At 63.8% G+C, this 16,124-nt stretch carries 15 protein-coding genes; 7 read left to right on the forward strand and 8 right to left on the reverse strand.

The annotated features are described in order from the left end of the window. Positions 1-413 precede the first annotated feature (413 nt). The 5 genes from QN085_RS15170 to QN085_RS15190 form a co-directional block, all read right to left on the reverse strand. Positions 414-1,169, reverse strand: a complete 756-nt coding sequence (locus QN085_RS15170; protein WP_013973020.1) for an ABC transporter permease — start codon at positions 1,167-1,169, stop codon at positions 414-416. Next, positions 1,169-2,374: an ABC transporter substrate-binding protein gene (locus tag QN085_RS15175; protein ID WP_003259241.1), complete on the reverse strand. Its 1,206-nt coding sequence runs from the start codon at positions 2,372-2,374 to the stop codon at positions 1,169-1,171. Before QN085_RS15175 ends, QN085_RS15170 begins: the two co-directional genes overlap by 1 nt. After that, positions 2,361-3,182: an ABC transporter ATP-binding protein gene (locus tag QN085_RS15180; protein WP_038409780.1), complete on the reverse strand. Its 822-nt coding sequence runs from the start codon at positions 3,180-3,182 to the stop codon at positions 2,361-2,363. Before QN085_RS15180 ends, QN085_RS15175 begins: the two co-directional genes overlap by 14 nt. Beyond that, on the reverse strand, positions 3,179-4,243 hold the full coding sequence (locus QN085_RS15185; RefSeq protein ID WP_038409781.1) for an acyl-CoA dehydrogenase family protein: 1,065 nt from the start codon (positions 4,241-4,243) through the stop codon (positions 3,179-3,181). The genes QN085_RS15180 and QN085_RS15185 overlap by 4 nt, the downstream gene beginning before the upstream one ends. Positions 4,244-4,342: 99 nt before the next feature. Further along, the gene (locus tag QN085_RS15190; protein ID WP_003259243.1) at positions 4,343-4,903 is read right to left on the reverse strand and encodes a carboxymuconolactone decarboxylase family protein; all 561 of its coding nucleotides are present in this window, start codon (positions 4,901-4,903) and stop codon (positions 4,343-4,345) included. A 102-nt stretch (positions 4,904-5,005) separates the two neighbouring features. On the opposite strand from QN085_RS15190, the gene QN085_RS15195 reads away from it, so the two are divergent. Beyond that, entirely contained in the window at positions 5,006-5,917 is a 912-nt protein-coding gene (locus QN085_RS15195) for an AraC family transcriptional regulator (RefSeq protein ID WP_041505879.1), read from the forward strand. A gap of 107 nt (positions 5,918-6,024) precedes the next feature. Here the strand turns inward: QN085_RS15195 and QN085_RS15200 are convergent, their stop codons facing one another. Next, entirely contained in the window at positions 6,025-6,564 is a 540-nt protein-coding gene (locus QN085_RS15200) for an RrF2 family transcriptional regulator (protein ID WP_041505878.1), read from the reverse strand. A gap of 258 nt (positions 6,565-6,822) precedes the next feature. Between QN085_RS15200 and QN085_RS15205 the strand changes: the two genes are divergently transcribed. After that, positions 6,823-8,025 (forward strand): NAD(P)/FAD-dependent oxidoreductase, encoded by a 1,203-nt coding sequence (locus QN085_RS15205; RefSeq protein WP_023663369.1) that lies wholly within the window; start codon positions 6,823-6,825, stop codon positions 8,023-8,025. A gap of 229 nt (positions 8,026-8,254) precedes the next feature. Here QN085_RS15205 and QN085_RS15210 read toward each other — a convergent pair whose 3' ends face one another. Further along, positions 8,255-9,205 carry an IS110 family transposase gene (locus QN085_RS15210; RefSeq protein WP_013970357.1) on the reverse strand — a complete coding sequence of 317 codons (951 nt, stop codon included), beginning with the start codon at positions 9,203-9,205 and terminating at the stop codon, positions 8,255-8,257. Positions 9,206-9,474: 269 nt separating this feature from the next. After that, positions 9,475-10,881 (reverse strand): purine-cytosine permease family protein, encoded by a 1,407-nt coding sequence (locus tag QN085_RS15215; RefSeq protein ID WP_285687073.1) that lies wholly within the window; start codon positions 10,879-10,881, stop codon positions 9,475-9,477. Between the two features lie 317 nt (positions 10,882-11,198). Between QN085_RS15215 and QN085_RS15220 the strand changes: the two genes are divergently transcribed. From QN085_RS15220 to QN085_RS15240, 5 genes are all read left to right on the forward strand, one after another. Next, complete coding sequence (locus QN085_RS15220) at positions 11,199-11,684, forward strand: flavin reductase family protein (protein ID WP_003259250.1); 486 nt, start codon at positions 11,199-11,201, stop codon at positions 11,682-11,684. Between the two features lie 75 nt (positions 11,685-11,759). Beyond that, entirely contained in the window at positions 11,760-12,800 is a 1,041-nt protein-coding gene (locus tag QN085_RS15225) for an LLM class flavin-dependent oxidoreductase (protein ID WP_013973027.1), read from the forward strand. 334 nt (positions 12,801-13,134) lie between these two features. Further along, positions 13,135-13,731, forward strand: a complete 597-nt coding sequence (locus QN085_RS15230; protein WP_003258678.1) for an amino acid synthesis family protein — start codon at positions 13,135-13,137, stop codon at positions 13,729-13,731. Positions 13,732-13,799: 68 nt separating this feature from the next. Then, the gene (locus QN085_RS15235; protein WP_031324470.1) at positions 13,800-14,633 is read left to right on the forward strand and encodes an alpha/beta fold hydrolase; all 834 of its coding nucleotides are present in this window, start codon (positions 13,800-13,802) and stop codon (positions 14,631-14,633) included. Further along, entirely contained in the window at positions 14,630-16,111 is a 1,482-nt protein-coding gene (locus tag QN085_RS15240; RefSeq protein WP_041505877.1) for an aldehyde dehydrogenase, read from the forward strand. Before QN085_RS15235 ends, QN085_RS15240 begins: the two co-directional genes overlap by 4 nt. Positions 16,112-16,124 lie beyond the last annotated feature (13 nt).

The raw sequence follows: 16,124 nt of genomic DNA on the forward strand, positions 1-16,124 counted from the left end.
CCTGTGGGAGCGGCTTTAGCCGCGAAGAATCCAACGCGGTGCATGGCACCGGCTGCGCCGGTGTTCGCGGCTAAAGCCGCTCCCACAGGGTCCCTGCTAATTCAATGAGTTATGTGCAGTTCTATGAGAGGCCCAGGAGTGTGTACGGCAGCGCAAGACCGTGCATTGATCCAAGGGCCTGTGGGAGATTGCCCAGCCCTTTGGGCTGCGCTGTCGCACAGATAACTGAATTCGCAAGCGATCCTCGTACCCTGTGGGAGCGGCTTTAGCCGCGAAGAATCCAACGCGGTGCATGGCACCGGCTGCGCCGGTGTTCGCGGCTAAAGCCGCTCCCACAGGGTCCCTGCTAATTCAATGAGTTATGTGCAGTTCTATGAGAGCGGGTTTACCCGCGAAGAAGCCACACTGGCCTGTCAGCCATGCACCCAGCGCCGATGCAGCCCACGCGCCAGGGCATCCAGCACAAACCCCAGCACCCCGATCAGCAGTACCATCGCCATCAGCTCGGAATACGCCAGCCGGTCGCGGGTATCGAGAATGAAGTACCCCAGCCCCGCACTGACCCCGAGCATTTCGCACGGCACCAGCACGATCCACAGGATGCCGATAGCCAGGCGCACGCCGGTCAGCACATGGCCGATCACCCCGGGCACGATCACCTTGCACAAGGTCTCCCGGCGCGTGGCACTCAAACTGCGGCTCAACTGCAACCAGCGCGGGTCCAGCTGCCTTACCCCGGCCGACGTGTTCAACAAGATCGGCCACAACGCGGCAAACGCCAGCAGAAAGTAGACAGGCTGGTCCCCCACGCCCATCAGCATTACCACCACCGGCATCCACGACAGCGGCGAGATCATGCGCAGAAACTGGAACGCCGGCGTGGTCGCCGCCTCCAGGTGCCGGTAGCTGCCCACCAGCAAGCCCAGCGGCACGCCGATCAGCAGCGCCAGCAGCAGCCCGATCAGGATACGTTTGAGGCTGACCCAGATATGCCCGTACACCTCGCCCTGCCCCAGCAACTCGACCAGGCTGGCCAGGGTCGCTGCCGGCGAAAAGCGCGCCGACAGGCCATCGGCCTGGCCGAACAGCGCGACACCGGCCCACCACAACAGCAACAAACCCAGCAACCCGGCCAGCCCCAGGCCGGCATGAACGACATGCGTGCGCATCAGACCGCGAACTCCTCGCTACGCTCGAAGTTATCGGCGATGCCGAACACCGACGGCCCGCCAACGGTAGCAATGGCGTTGCGCACGAAGCGGTCGTCGACCAGGTCGCGGGCGGTCTGTGCCGGGTCAAGGCCGGCCAGGAACGCGCTGTCGCCCTCGATCAGGGTGGTTTTCAGGCGCTTGACCAGTTCTTCGGTGTAGCTGGGGAACGGGTAAGGCTGGAAATCGATGCGCTTTTCGTCCCACTGCTGGTGGCGAATGGCGCCACTGGCAATGTAACCGGCACGGTCCTCGGCGGCCGGGGCCAGCACTTTGCCGAGCACCGCAGGTTCATGCGGCGTGTACTTGTTGGGGCCGGCCTTGGACAACAGTGCGGCGGCCTCGGCGCGGTGGTCACGGGTCCAGTGCTGGGCCTTGACGATGGCGTTGACCACCTTCTGCGACCACTCCGGGCGGTTGTTCAGGTCGTGCTCGTGCATGAACACCACGCAGCAGGCGTGGTTGCGCCACACATCGCCGGTAAAGCGCTGCACGCGGCCAACCTTGAGGTTCTCGGCCAGGGCGTTGAAGGGCTCGGCGACGATATAGCCAGCGATGCGTTTGCTGGCCAGCGCCGGCGGCATGTCGGACGGCGGCAATACCAGCAGGTTGACTTCGTTGCCGGCCAGTGGCGCATTGGCCGGCTTCGACACCGGGGTCAGGCCGTTGTCGTCGAGCATCTGTTGCAGCACGACGTTGTGGATCGAGTACCAGAACGGGATGGCCACGGTCTTGCCGCCCAGCTGTTTCATGTCGCTGATGTCCGGGGCCACGGTCAGGCCTGAACCGCCCACGTGGTTCCAGGCCACCACCTTGGCCGGCACCTTGCTGGCGTAGCGGGCCCACACGGTCATCGGCGACAGCAGGTGGATGACGTTGACCTGGCCGGAGATGAACGCCTCGATCACCTGCGCCCAGCTGCGCAGCAGCACCGGGCGCTCGGCCTTGATGCCTTCGGCCTCGAACAGGCCGTTGTTGTGTGCCACCAGCAGCGGCGTGGCGTCAGTGATCGGCAGGTAGCCAATACGCACCGGCGCGTCCGGCTCGGCGGCGGCCCGGGCCTGCAGGCTCGACAGCAACGGCAGTGCTCCGGCGGCCGTGAGCATGGCGCCGAGCTTGAGGAAATCGCGACGCGAAGAAGAGGAACAGCAGTCATCCATGCACATGGACAGCCTCCGAGGGCAACGGGGTTGGGGTAGGTTCGACTGTGCGGCTTGCCCGCCGAAGGGTTTTGAGGATTTCGATGCGCAAGGCGCCCAGTTCCTCGACCCGCTGCGTCCGTGGTTGCGGCAGGTCGATGTGCCACTGGCCGAGGGTGTGCGCTGGGTGGTTGCCCAGTAGCAGGACCCGGTCGGACAGCAGCAGGGCTTCGTCGATATCGTGGGTGATCAGCACCGCCGCCGTGTTGTGGGTGGCGATCAGTTGCAGCAGCAGTTGCTGCATGTCGGCCCGGGTCACTTCATCCAGCGCGCCGAACGGCTCGTCGAGCAAAAGCACTTCGGGCTGGCGGGCCAGGCAGCGGGCCAGCGCGGTGCGCTGGGCCATGCCGCCGGACAACTGCGCCGGGTACTGGCCACGGGCATGGGCCAGGCCCACGGCGGCAATCGCATGGTCGATGCGTGCGCGCCGTTCGGCGGCGGCAAGTTTTGGCTGGCGGGCGAAGTCCAGGCCGAAGGCGACGTTCTTCTCCAGGTTCAACCAGGGCAACAGGCTCGGGTCCTGGAAGGCCACCGCCAGGCGTGGGTGCGGGCCCTGCAGCGGCTGGCCGTGCAGGGTCACGCTGCCACCGCGGGGCTGCTGCAGGCCGGCCAGTACCCGCAACAGGCTGGACTTGCCGACCCCGCTGGGGCCGAGGATGGTCACCACTTCGCCGGGGGCCAGCTGCAGGTCGAACTGCGCCAGCACCGCTTGCCAGCCACCCTCGCGCGGGTAGCCCAGGCTGATGTCACGGGCTTCGAGCAACATTTGGCTCATGCCGCGCCCGCCTGGCGTTGCAGTTCGGCGCGCAGTTGCACCAGGCTGGGCGTGACGATCGGCACGAAGGCCGACTCGCGCCAGCGGCGGGCAAAGCCTTCACCGTACTCGCTGAGGTAGGCCTTTCCACCACTGGCCTGCAACTCCAGCTGTACGGCGTCGGCAGCGCTTTCGGCCAAGGTGATGCGCAGCTTGAACAAGGCCGCCGGCTGCTGCTGGAAGCGGCCATCGAGCAGGCCCTGCTTGAGCTCGTTCACGGTGTTTTCCAGGCGTTCGCTGAGCACCTGACGTGCTTCGTCGAGGAATGAGGCACGGCCATGCAGGTGTGCCTGCACTTCCGCCAGCGCCCGCCGCGCCAGGCCAATGGCCATGCCGCACTGCAGCGCCAGGAACGCCGGGCGTACCCGGGGCAGGAACTCACGGGCATTTTCGTGCAGCAACCAGCCACGCTGCAATTGCACCTGGTGGAAGGCCAGTGCCGCGGTGTTGCTCGACTGCAGGCCCATCAGTTGCAGGTCGTCGGAACGCTCCAGGCCCTGTGCGTCGGACGGGATGGCCAGCACGAACGGTGCACCACCGGCTTCGTCTTCGATAGCCGCAGCCACCACGAAGCCGCTTTTGCGCAAGTTGGTCACCCAGTGCAGGCGCCCTTCCAGCTGCCAGCCATCGGCTTGCGGGCTCCCACGCACCTGCAGCGCTTCGATGCCGGACAGGAACTTCATGGCGTTGGACAGCCCGGTGGCGCCGGCCAATTCGCCAGTCAGCAGGCGCGGCAACAGGTGCTCGCGCAGGGGCTGGTTGGGGCTGTGCAACAGGTATTCGATGAAGGCGCGCTGGCCCCAGCAGACGAACGCCGCTGCCAGCGAGCGGCTGGCGATCGCGGCGATGGCCTCGACCGCGTCGGTCACCTGCCCGCCCGTGCCGCCCTGGGCGGGGTCGACACCGACGCGCAGCAGCTGCGACTCGGCGATTTGCGCCAGCACCAGCTGCGGCTCGCACTGGCCCCGGTCAATGGCCTCGGCATTGGCATCCAGCCAGCGTCGAAATGCACAATCTTGCATGGTCTTGCTCCTTTGAAAACGCCGGGGCCGCCTGGCGGCCCATTCGCGGCACAAGGCCGCTCCTACAACGATCGCGGTACGACCGGTGTCACGCGCGGATCATGCAGAAGGTTGCCAGCGGTACTTGCCGAGCTCGTCATTGAGCGGCGTCTGGGCGAACACATTAGCAAAGTTGCACAGGGTTGCGAGGCTCACGCCCAGAATCACCTCCAGGGCGTTGCCTTCGCTGAAACCGGCTGCGCGGAAGGCCTGGTAAGTGGCCTCGCTGACATTGCCGCGGGTGGCGATCACTTCGCGGGCGAACGCGGCCAGGGTTTCATACCGGGCATCGGGCAGCTCGCCACGGGCACGCAGGGCATCGACCACTTCCTGCGGCAGCTTGGCCTTGTTCAGGGCCACGGCCGTGTGGCCAGCCACGCAGAAGTCGCAGCCATGCTGGGTGGCGGCAATCAGCTGCACCACTTCACGCTCGGCCAGGCTCAGTTCGGCTTTGCCGTTGAGTGCCGAAACGGTCACGTAGGTTTCCAGCGCCGCCGGGGCATTGGCCAGCACGCCCAGCAGGTTGGGGATGAAGCCGGAATTCTTCTGGGCGTTCTCGAGGAACGGACGGGCCGCTTCCGGGGCGCTCTGCAGCGTGTGTAAAGTAATGCGCGAGGACATGGAGTGGTTTCCTTTGATGGGTGTCACTACAGTCTGTTGGTTATAAGAACTACCCTCCATATTCATCAGTCGCCTTTCCTTGCTCTTGAGTCTTTGCATTAGATGATTTCGTCCAGCCACCTTGTCGATTGGTTATTAGAGGGCCTGGAGCTCGATGCCAGCCTGTTCCATGTGGGCCGCTACTGCGGCGGCTGGCACGCCAGCACCGAAGGCATGGGCCGGGCCAGCTTCCACTTGGTGGTGCAAGGGCATTGCTGGCTGCACATCGATGGCCAGCCCGAGGCACTGCGCCTGGAGGCGGGCGATGCGGTGTTCCTGCTGCGCGACCTCGGCTATCGCCTGGCCAGCGACCAGGACCCTGCAAGTGCCTGCGCCCAGCCACGCCAGCAGATGCAGGCCATGGACGTTGATGCGGTCGATGGCGTGGGCCTGGTATGTGGTTTCTTCCACTTCAGGCCGGGGTTGTCGGCGCTGATCGTCGACAGCCTGGCCGACTGGATATTGCTGCGCGCCGATGAACCGGCCGGGCATGCGGCGCGGGCGTTGTTCGAGCTGATCCTGGAGGAGTGCCGGCGCGCCGCCGGGCCTTCCCAGACGTTGCTGGAGCGGCTGACGCACTTGCTGTTCCTGTATGTGCTACGCCAGCAGGTGCATGCCGGGCAATCGCTGGGCGGGCTGGTCGCCCTCGCCCGGCAACCGGCGTTTGCCGGTTTGCTGGAGCAGTTGATCGAGCAACCGGGGCAAGCGTGGACGCTGGAAAGCATGGCCGCCTGTACCGGGTTGTCGCGGTCGGCGTTTTTCAAGCGTTTCAATGAACTGGCCGGACAGTCGCCGGGGCAAGTACTGCTGGCGCTGCGCATGCGCCTTGCAAGCCAGTTGCTGCGGGCGGGGCATACCGTGGAGCAGGTGGGGGCACAGGTGGGGTATCAGTCAGTGGCGGCGTTTACCCGGGCGTTTGCCAAGGCGGTGGGGCTGCAGCCGGGGGCGTATCGGCGGCAGCATGAGGGGCGTTAGCCTGCACTGGCCTCTTCGCGGGTGAACCCGCTCCCACAGGGATATCACAATCTCTGGAACCTGTGGGAGCGGGTTTACCCGCGAAGAGGCCGGTGCAGGCAGCAGATTCAGACCTGACTGACCGGAATATCCCCTGCCCCTTTGCCCTCCCGCCGCTCACCCATCCAGGCATTGACCTTCTGCCCGAACTCGGCCGGCGCCTTGCGCCCGAACCGCCGCGCCAGATCAAGGATGGTCTGCTGCGCCAGGGCCTCTTCCATGCGCTTCTGCGCACCCAGCATCACCGCGTGGATCGCGCAGGTGCCCTCGGTCGCCCAACCCGGCGGCGATCCCTCGAACAGGCTGCAACGCTCGCGAACTTCGCGGCAGTCGAAGATCTTCTTCGGCCCGTCGATGGCATTGACGATATCCAGCACGGTGATTTCATCCGACGGCCGCGCCAGCCGGAAGCCGCCACGCACGCCCTCGGTGGCGGCCACCAGACCGGCACGGGCCAGCTTGGTGAATACCTTGGCCAGGTACTCCTGGGGTACACCCTGCAACTCCGCCAGGTCGCGCACGCTGAACTCGCGCGAATCGCCCCGCTCATCCACCAGGAACAGCAGGCAATGGATACCGTATTCGACGCCAGCACTGTAGAGCGACATATCTATCTCCGACCAATCTTGTCGCAAATGATACGCCGATAGCATCCGCACCGCAAAGCGCAAAGCTGCCGTCTGTCGGCCTTGTTTATCCCTTAAGCCCAGTAAATACAGCTATTCGAGCCCTGAAATGGTCATGCGGAGTGTCGGCATGTGGGAAAAAAGACTTGCACGCACTAACTACGATCAATACAGTCGTAGTTATTCGAGAGGCACACAACCCGCCCTCGAAGCCCCTTTCGAACCTTGCGGAGCACCTTCATGAAATCGAACATCCTCATCATCGGTGCCGGCTTTGCCGGTGTATGGAGCGCCCTGAGCGCTGCGCGCCTGCTCGATCAGGCCCAGCGCGCCGACATCAACGTCAGCGTCCTCGCTCCACAGCCTGAACTGCGCATCCGCCCGCGCTTCTACGAGGCCGACGTGCACGGCATGAAGGCCCCGCTGGGCGAGCTGTTCCAAGCGGTGGGCATTCACTTCATCCCGGGCAATGCCGACAGCATCGATACCGAAGGGCGCAGCGTCAGCTACACCGACGCCCAGGGGCACCGGCAACAGATCGCCTACGACCGCCTGATCCTCGCCGCCGGCAGCCAGGTCGCACGCCCGGCAGTGCCTGGCCTGGCCGAACATGCATTCGATGTCGACCAGATGGAATCGGCCATGCGCCTGGAACAGCACCTGGTCGGTCTGGCCGCCCAGCCCGCTTCGCCTGCACGCAACACTGTGGTGGTCTGTGGCGGTGGCTTCACAGGTATTGAAACCGCCACGGAAATGCCTGCCCGCCTGCGTACCATCCTCGGTGCCAGTGCAGCGGTGCGGGTGGTGGTGGTCGACCGCGGTGCGCAAGTTGGTGCGGCGCTGGGCCCCGGTATCACGCCGTCGATCATCGCCGCCTGCGAACAGGCCGGGGTCGAGTGGAAGGCCGGGGCCTCGGTAGTGGCTGTCGATGCCGGTGGCGTTACCCTGGACAACGGCGATCATATCGCCAGCAACACCGTGATCTGGACCGTTGGCGTGAAGGCCAGCCCGTTGACCGCACAGGTTGCCGGCGAGCGTGACCACTTCGGCCGGCTGAAAGTGGACGGCCACCTGAAGGTGCTCGGCCAGGACCATGTGTACGCCACGGGCGACACCGCCTGGGCCGCTGTGGACGAACTGGGCAACCACGCCCTGATGACCTGCCAGCACGCCATCCCCATGGGCCGCCACTCCGGCAACAACGCCGCGGCCGACCTGCTCGGCCTGCAGCCGGTGGTGTACCGCCAGCCCAAGTACGTCACCTGCCTGGACCTGGGCGAATGGGGCGCGACGTTCAGCGAGGGTTGGGAGCGCGAACTGAAGCTGCACGGCCAGGAAGGCAAAGACCTCAAGCGCCAGATCAACTCGGTGTGGATCTACCCGCCAGCGGCTGATCGCGCCCTGGCACTGGCCGCTGCCGACCCGCTGATCGCGATCGTCTGACCGCAGCGAGGTGCAAGCTGAAATAACCGGGGCCACATTGTGGCCCTTCGTGGGCATGCCCGCTTCCACAGGTATAGTGCAGCCTGCAAGGGCAACATGAAACCTGTGGGAGCAACTGTCTTTAGAAATTTATTTTCAAGCGTGCCATTCGGGCAGGGCTTCGCTCGATACCGCGTAGCGGTGTCGCTGGCGAAGCCCGCATTTGTAGAAAATCGATCCTCGTTCGTGATCAGGGTGCGGGTACCTGAGGCTTGAGCTCTTTCCACTCCGTTCCGTCACGCAGCATTGCGTTCAGGCGCACCAGCAACACGCGCATGCACGCCACTGCGGCAACTTTTGCGCGCTTGCCTCGGGCTATCAGGGCTTCATAGCGGGTTCTAACTTCTGGGACATGCTGGATCATTGACCAGATCGACATGTAGGCCGCCTTGCGGACTCTGTAACGCCCGCCTTCGATCTTCCTGGGGCCACTCTTCTTGCCGCTGTCTTTGTTGTACGGCGCTAACCCAGCCAAGGCTGCAATTTCGCGCCCCGTCACGCTTCCCAGCTCAGGTAGGTAGGCCATGAAGGTGCCACAACTGATGACGCCAATCCCTTTCACAGACCTTAGCCGCATGGCTGTCGTGCGATCCAGCACGTTCGAGGCACGCTCAATCGCCTTGTCCAAGGCCTTAATCTGATCATTCAGGTAAGCGACATGCTCGGTATAAACGGTAATGGCCGTAGCTGAAGTGGTTTGTTTCATCCGACGCTTGTCATCATCCCGATGCTGGACAAGATTGCCACGGAGTTTGATGAGCTCTCCCAGTTCATCCCGATCTTGATTAGGCTCTATCTGCGGCAAGTCCTCGAAGTCCCTGGCAAACCGCGCCAGCATCTGGGCGTCGATCTTGTCAGTCTTGGCAATTTTGCCCATGGCACTCGCATAGTCCCGACAGCGCCTGGGGTTGACCCTGACGACGTTCAAACCCTCCAGTCGCAAGGCTTTGAATACGGCCCGTTCATAGCCACCGGTGGCTTCCAGCAAGACCCGTTCGACCTCAAGCTCGTTCAGGCATGCGATCAGTTGCGCAAAGCCCTCAGAGTCATTCCTGACCTGGAACTGGGGAATACTTTCAGGAAGAAAGCCCACATCCAGAGTCGCTTTCGAAACGTCGAGACCAACGAAGTAGGAAATCATCGCCAAGCCCTCTTACACTCAAGAAGTGAGAGCACTCTGACTTAGCCCTAGCTTGTGACTGCGAGTTCGCCACTCATTCAACTGTTCGGGCTTAGGTCAGAGTGAGAGGTGGATGGCGACTAGGCTCCCACTCGTGCTTTAGAGCACACCTGGCTTTCAGTCTGCCATCCACTGCTCTCACCCTTTCGAGTTTAAGAGACCTTGAAGACACAAGCTGGCTTGCCGGCGATGGGCTGCAAAGCAGCCCCTGTTACAGCAACGCCAATCTGTCAGTCATTGACACTCACAACCCGCCCCGCCTTCTCGGCAGCCTTGCCCCGGGTCGCCAGGCAGTAATACAGCGGCACCGTCACCAGCAAGCCGAACAGCCACGACAGGTCAGCCCCTTCGACGATATTTGAATACGGCCCCACATACAGCGACGTGTTGGCAAACGGCAACTGCACCAGGATGCCGCAGGCATAGGCAATGATCGCGTGGTGGTTGAAGCGGCCATAGATGCCGCCGTCAGCACTGAAGATCGAGGCGATGTCGTACTGGCCCCTCTTGATCAGGTAGAAGTCGATCAGGTTGATCGACGCCCACGGCACCAGCACCAGCAGCAGTGCCAGGATCAGGCCGATGAACTGGCCGATGAAGTCCGCCGAGGCATTCAGCGCTACCAGGCCGCAAACCACCAGAATCACCGAAGCCAGCACCACCCGCACCTTGATGCTCGGCGTCCACTCGGCGACGAAGGTCTGGATCGCGGTGACGATCGACAGCACCGCGCCATACTGGTTGAGGGCGTTGTGGCTGATGATGTTGAGCAGGAACAGCACCATCAGGATCGGGCCCAGCCAGCCGGTGGCCTGCTTGACCGCATCCATTGCATCGGTGCCTTCCGGCACGCAAAGCACCGCCACCGCACCAAAGCTGAAGCACAGGATGGTGCCCAGGGTAGCGCCGAAGTAGGTGGCCCAGAACGGCTTGGCAATGCCCACTTCACGCGGCAGGTAGCGCGAATAGTCGGAGGTATACGGCGAGAAGCTGATCTGCCAGATGGTGCCCAGCGACACGGTGGCGATGAAGCCCGACAGGTTGAACGCGCCACGGCTGAAGAAGTCGGCCGGCAGTTCCTGGGCGAACATCATGATGAAGCCGGCCAGCAGCGCCGAACCCATCACCCAGGTACCGATGCGGTTGAGGATGTGAATGAAACGGTAGCCGATCACGCCAATGGCGGTGGCACTCAGCGCACCGATCACGATCGCGCCGGGCATCGGCACGCTCGGGGTGATGCCGTGGATGGTCTTGCCCGCCAGGACGATGTTGGAAATGAAGAAGCCGACATAGATCAGCGCGGTGAAGAACACGATCAGCAAGGCGCCGTAGCGGCCGAACTGGCCACGGCTCTGCACCATCTGCGGAATGCCCAGCTGCGGTCCCTGCGCAGAGGCAAGGGCAATGACCACGCCCCCGACCAGATGGCCCAGCACGATGGCGACCAGCCCCCATAACAGGTTCAGATGGAACACCTGGACCACCATGGCGCCGGTGACGATGGGCAGTGGCGCGATGTTGGTACTGAACCAGAGGGTGAACAGGTCGCGCGCCTTCCCGTGGCGCTCGGCAGGTGGAACGTAATCGACCGTGTGATTCTCGACAAACTGGTGTTGCGACGACGGTTGGGACATAGGATTCAGCTCGAAAGGTCGTTTTTATCTTTGTAAGGAAACCGCTTCTAGGCGGCCTCTCAGCTGCGGACCATATTATGGTATTCCAAACTTTTGACAACACTGATCCGTAGGAAAAAACGCCCACTGATCCGCTCGCGCAACCCCTGCGGCAAACCGCCTCACCGCTCAAGCCCACGGTATACGCGGGCTTGAGCCGTTCATCGCGCAACACCCTCGCTTGAAAATTCCGCTTGCAAAATAGGTATTACGGTATACCATCAGACACATCAACGATAAAAACCGCGGACCACCGCAGCCCTATAGAGGTACACCAGATGATCGACGCAACCGTCTACAAGCATGTCCTGGGCTCCTTCCCGTCCGGCGTTACCGTCATCACCACCCTGGACGACGATGGCTCGGTCGTCGGTCTGACCGCCAGCGCCTTTTCCTCCCTGTCGATGGACCCGCCGCTGGTGCTGTTCTGCCCCAACTACACCTCCGACTCCTACCCCGTGCTGATCAGGCAGAAGCGCTTCGCCATTCATCTGTTGTCCGGTGAACAGCAGGCCGAAGCCTATGCGTTCGCCAAGAAGGGCAAGGACAAGGCCAGTGGCATCGAGTGGTCCCTGAGCGAACTGGGCAACCCGATCCTGGCCGGTGCCACCGCAGTCATCGAATGCGAACTGTGGCGCGAATACGAAGGTGGCGACCACGCCATCATGGTCGGCAAGGTGCACAACCTGATCGTCCCTGAAGAGGCGCCACGGCCGATGGTGTACTGCCGCGGCAAGATGGCCAGCCTGCCGGCCTTTGCCTGAAGCCTATTCTGAATCGAGACCGCTGGTGCCAACCCTGCCAGGCGCCAGCCCCTTTCAAGCGTTGAGGAAAGCCCCATGAAATTTTCGTTGTTCGTGCACATGGAACGTTGGGATGAACAGGTCAGCCACCGCCAGCTGTTCGAAGACCTGACCGAACTGACCCTGATGGCCGAGAACGGCGGTTTCAGCACCGTGTGGATCGGCGAACACCACGCCATGGAATACACCATTTCGCCAAGCCCGATGCCGCTGCTGGCCTACCTGGCTGCGCGCACCGACAAGATCCGCCTGGGCGCCGGCACCATCATCGCGCCGTTCTGGAACCCGATCCGCGTGGCGGGCGAATGCGCCCTGCTCGACGTGATCAGCAAGGGCCGCATGGAGGTGGGCCTGGCCCGTGGCGCCTACCAGTTCGAATTCGACCGCATGGCAGGTGGCATGCCGGCCACCGACGGCGGCAAGGCCCTGCGTGAAATGGTGCCGGTGGTGCGCAAGCTGTGGGAAGGCGACTACGCCCATGACGGCGAAGTGTACAAGTTCCCCACCTCCACCAGCGTGCCGAAGCCCTACAACGCCGTACCGCCGATGTGGATCGCCGCCCGCGACCCGGACTCGCACAACTTCGCCGTGGCCAATGGTTGCAACGTCATGGTCACCCCACTGATGAAGGGTGACGAGGAAGTGCTGGACCTGAAGAACAAGTTCCAGGCCGCCCTGGACAACAACCCGGGCGTGCCGCGCCCGCAACTGATGGTGCTGCGCCACACCCACGTGCACAGCCCGGCCGAGCCGGAAGGCTGGAAAGTTGGCGCCCAGGCCATCTCGCGCTTCTACCGCACCTTCGATGCCTGGTTCGGCAACAAGACCACCCCGGTCAACGGCTTCCTCGAGCCGAGCCCGGAATCGAAGTTCGCCGAAGTGCCGGCGTTCGAGCTGGAGAACATCCGCAAGAACACCATGATCGGCACGCCGGAAGAGATCATCGCGCGTATCAAGTACTACCAGGAACTCGGCGTCGACGAGTTCAGCTTCTGGTGCGACAACAGCCTGCCCCACGCCGAGAAGAAGAAATCGCTGGAGCTGTTCATCAAGGAAGTGGTGCCGGCGTTCGCCTGATTTCCCATTGCCTGAAACATTGCGGGACGCGCCCGCTCCCGTGGGCCCTGTGGCCCGCGTGAGCGGGCTTTTTTTGGGGGATTGATCCGTTGCCTGTACCGGCCTCTTCGCGGGTAAACCCGCTCCCACAGGTATGGCGCAGACCATGAACCCTGTGGGGTACCTGTGGGAGCGGGTTCACCCGCGAAGAGGCCGGTACAGAACGCCACAAAAACCCCGATACACAGCGCCTTTCGTCCCCTCGCAAGAGAAATTTCCAGCCACCTCTTGCACAACAAATATTATGGTATACCATCAGACAACAAGAGCTGATAACCCTCACCAGGAGCCACCCATGAGTTTCGAAATCCGCAAGATCGTCACCTACTCCGAAGAGACCCGCATCGAAGGCGGCAAGGCCACCGACAAGCCGGTGACCATGGTCGGCCTGGCCGTCGTGATCAAGAACCCATGGGCCGGTCGCGGTTTCGTTGAAGATCTGAAGCCGGAAATCCGTGCCAACTGCTCGGACCTGGGTGCCCTGATGGTCGAGCGCCTGACTGCCGCCATCGGCGGCGCCGACAAGATCGAAGCCTACGGCAAGGCCGCAGTCGTCGGTGCCGACGGCGAAATCGAACACGCCTCGGCGGTGATCCACACCCTGCGCTTCGGCAACCACTACCGTGAAGCGGTACAGGCCAAGAGCTACCTGAGCTTCACCAACAAGCGCGGCGGCCCGGGTACCTCGATCCAGATCCCGATGATGCAGAAGGACGACGAAGGCCTGCGCTCGCACTACATCACCCTGGAAATGCAGATCGAAGATGCCCCGCGCGCCGATGAAATCGTCGTGGTCCTGGGCGCCTCCGACGGCGGCCGCCTGCACCCGCGCATCGGCAACCGCTACATCGACCTGGAAGAACTGGCTGCCGAAAAAGCCAACGCTCAATAACAACAACCAAGACGGGCCGGGGCGTGGCGTGCTTACCCGCCGCGCCCGACCTTCAAGGAGCGCCCTCCATGATTCAGCCTGTCGCTGAACGCACACCCGCCGGCACCAGCTACCTGTCCGTCGGCCAGGGCCAACCCGTGGTACTGATCCACGGCGTGGGCCTGAACAAGGAAATGTGGGGCGGTCAGTTCGTTGGCCTGGCCAACGACTACCGCGTCATCGCCTACGACATGCTCGGCCACGGCCAGAGCGCGCTGCCAGCCGCGGACATCGGCCTGGAAGGTTATGCCGCGCAACTCGCCGAACTGCTCGACCACCTGCAGATCGCGCAAGCCACCGTGATCGGCTTTTCCATGGGCGGCCTGGTCGCCCGGGCGTTCGCCCTCGAATACCCACAGCGCCTGGCTGCACTGGTAGTGCTCAACAGCGTGTTCAACCGCACCCCCGAGCAGAGTGCCGGCGTTATCGCCCGCGCCGCCCAGGCTGCGCAGCTTGGCCCCGACGCCAACGTCGACGCCGCGCTCGACCGCTGGTTCAGCCGTGAATACAAGGCTGCCAACCCGGCGCAGGTCGCCGCCATTCGCCAGGTGCTGGCGAGCAACGACCCGCAGGGCTACCACACCACTTATTCGCTGTTCGCCACCCAGGACATGTACCGTGCCGCCGACCTGGGCAGCATCCAGGTGCCGACCCTGATCGCCACCGGCGAACTCGACTCGGGCTCCACCCCGGCCATGACCCGCCAGCTCGCCGCCAGCATTCCTGGCGCACACAGCGTGGTCCTCGCCGAGCAACGGCATATGATGCCGGTGGAAGCACCGCGTGAAGTCAACAAGATGCTGCTGGACTTCCTCGCGCAAGCCCGCACCCTCACCGAATCCGCCAAGGGGATTGTTGCATGACCCTCGTTCGTTTCCAGATGTGCATCGACGGCCAATGGCGCGATGCCCAGAGCGGCAAGACCTTCGACAGCCTCAACCCGGCCACCGCCCAGGCCTGGGCGCAACTGCCCGACGCCGACGAAGCCGATGTGGAACTGGCCGTGCAGGCCGCCCAGAGTGCCTTCGACAGCAAGGAATGGCGCAGCATCACCGCCACCGCGCGCGGCAAGCTGCTGCGTCGCCTGGGTGACCTGATTGCCGAAAACAAGGAACACCTGGCCCAGCTGGAAAGCCGTGACAACGGCAAGCTGATCCGCGAAACCCGCGGCCAGGTCGGCTACCTGCCGGAGTTCTTCCACTACACGGCGGGCCTTGCCGACAAGCTTGAAGGCGGCACCCTGCCGCTGGACAAGCCCGACCTGTTCGCCTACACCGTGCACGAGCCGATCGGCGTGGTGGCCGGGATCATCCCGTGGAACAGCCCGCTGTACCTCACCGCAATCAAGCTGGCCCCGGCCCTGGCCGCCGGCAACACCATCGTGCTCAAGCCGTCCGAACACGCCTCGGCGACCATCCTCGAGCTGGCCCGCCTGGCCCTCGAGGCCGGCTTCCCGGCCGGTGTGGTCAACGTGGTCACCGGCTACGGCCCCAGCACCGGCGCGGCGCTGACCCGCCACCCGCTGGTGCGCAAGATCGCCTTCACCGGCGGCGCCGCCACCGCCCGCCACGTGGTGCGCAGCAGCGCCGAGAACTTCGCCAAGCTGTCGCTGGAGCTGGGCGGCAAGTCGCCGAACATCATCTTCGCCGATGCCGACCTGGACAGCGCCATCAACGGCGCCGTGGCAGGCATTTATGCCGCGTCCGGGCAAAGCTGCGTGGCCGGCTCGCGCCTGCTGGTGCAGGACGAGATCTTCGACGAGTTCGTCGAACGCCTGATCGCCCGCGCCAGGCGCATCCGCATCGGCAACCCGCAGGACGATGCCAGCGAAATGGGCCCCATGGCCACCGCGCAACAGCTGGCCGTGGTCGAAGGCCTGGTGGCCGCCGCCAAGGCCGAAGGCGCCAAGCTGCACATGGGCGGCAAGCGTGCCGAGGTCGAGGGTGACGGCTGGTTCTACGAGCCGACCCTGTTCGAGTGCGACAGCAACTCGATGACCATCATGCAGGAAGAGGTGTTCGGCCCGGTTGCCGCGGTAATCCGCTTCAAGACCGAAGAAGAGGCCCTGGCCATCGCCAACGACTCGCAGTTCGGCCTGGCCGCCGGCATCTGGACCCGCGACCTGGGCCGCGCCCACCGCCTGGCCCGCGACGTGCGTTCGGGGATCATCTGGGTCAACACCTACCGCGCCGTGTCGGCCATGGCGCCGATCGGTGGCTTCAAGAACAGCGGCTACGGCCGTGAAAGCGGCATCGATTCGGTGCTGGCCTATACCGAGCTGAAGACCGTGTGGATCAACCTGTCCACCGCGCCGATGCCCGACCCGTTTGTGATGCGCTAAGAGGTAGCACGAG

The sequence above is a fragment of the Pseudomonas sp. M2(2023) genome (assembly GCF_030263955.1).
Classification (GTDB): domain Bacteria; phylum Pseudomonadota; class Gammaproteobacteria; order Pseudomonadales; family Pseudomonadaceae; genus Aquipseudomonas; species Aquipseudomonas asiatica.

What these genes read in the sequence shown, in the direction of transcription:
- QN085_RS15225 (WP_013973027.1), top strand. Translation starts at nt 11,760, where the DNA reads ATGAAATTTTCGTTGTTCGTGCACATGGAACGTTGGGATGAACAGGTC.
- QN085_RS15175 (WP_003259241.1), bottom strand. Translation starts at nt 2,374, where the DNA reads ATGTGCATGGATGACTGCTGTTCCTCTTCTTCGCGTCGCGATTTCCTC.
- QN085_RS15200 (WP_041505878.1), bottom strand. Translation starts at nt 6,564, where the DNA reads ATGTCGCTCTACAGTGCTGGCGTCGAATACGGTATCCATTGCCTGCTG.
- QN085_RS15215 (WP_285687073.1), bottom strand. Translation starts at nt 10,881, where the DNA reads ATGTCCCAACCGTCGTCGCAACACCAGTTTGTCGAGAATCACACGGTC.
- QN085_RS15180 (WP_038409780.1), bottom strand. Translation starts at nt 3,182, where the DNA reads ATGAGCCAAATGTTGCTCGAAGCCCGTGACATCAGCCTGGGCTACCCG.
- QN085_RS15205 (WP_023663369.1), top strand. Translation starts at nt 6,823, where the DNA reads ATGAAATCGAACATCCTCATCATCGGTGCCGGCTTTGCCGGTGTATGG.
- QN085_RS15235 (WP_031324470.1), top strand. Translation starts at nt 13,800, where the DNA reads ATGATTCAGCCTGTCGCTGAACGCACACCCGCCGGCACCAGCTACCTG.
- QN085_RS15195 (WP_041505879.1), top strand. Translation starts at nt 5,006, where the DNA reads ATGATTTCGTCCAGCCACCTTGTCGATTGGTTATTAGAGGGCCTGGAG.
- QN085_RS15220 (WP_003259250.1), top strand. Translation starts at nt 11,199, where the DNA reads ATGATCGACGCAACCGTCTACAAGCATGTCCTGGGCTCCTTCCCGTCC.
- QN085_RS15230 (WP_003258678.1), top strand. Translation starts at nt 13,135, where the DNA reads ATGAGTTTCGAAATCCGCAAGATCGTCACCTACTCCGAAGAGACCCGC.
- QN085_RS15170 (WP_013973020.1), bottom strand. Translation starts at nt 1,169, where the DNA reads ATGCGCACGCATGTCGTTCATGCCGGCCTGGGGCTGGCCGGGTTGCTG.
- QN085_RS15190 (WP_003259243.1), bottom strand. Translation starts at nt 4,903, where the DNA reads ATGTCCTCGCGCATTACTTTACACACGCTGCAGAGCGCCCCGGAAGCG.
- QN085_RS15210 (WP_013970357.1), bottom strand. Translation starts at nt 9,205, where the DNA reads ATGATTTCCTACTTCGTTGGTCTCGACGTTTCGAAAGCGACTCTGGAT.
- QN085_RS15240 (WP_041505877.1), top strand. Translation starts at nt 14,630, where the DNA reads ATGACCCTCGTTCGTTTCCAGATGTGCATCGACGGCCAATGGCGCGAT.
- QN085_RS15185 (WP_038409781.1), bottom strand. Translation starts at nt 4,243, where the DNA reads ATGCAAGATTGTGCATTTCGACGCTGGCTGGATGCCAATGCCGAGGCC.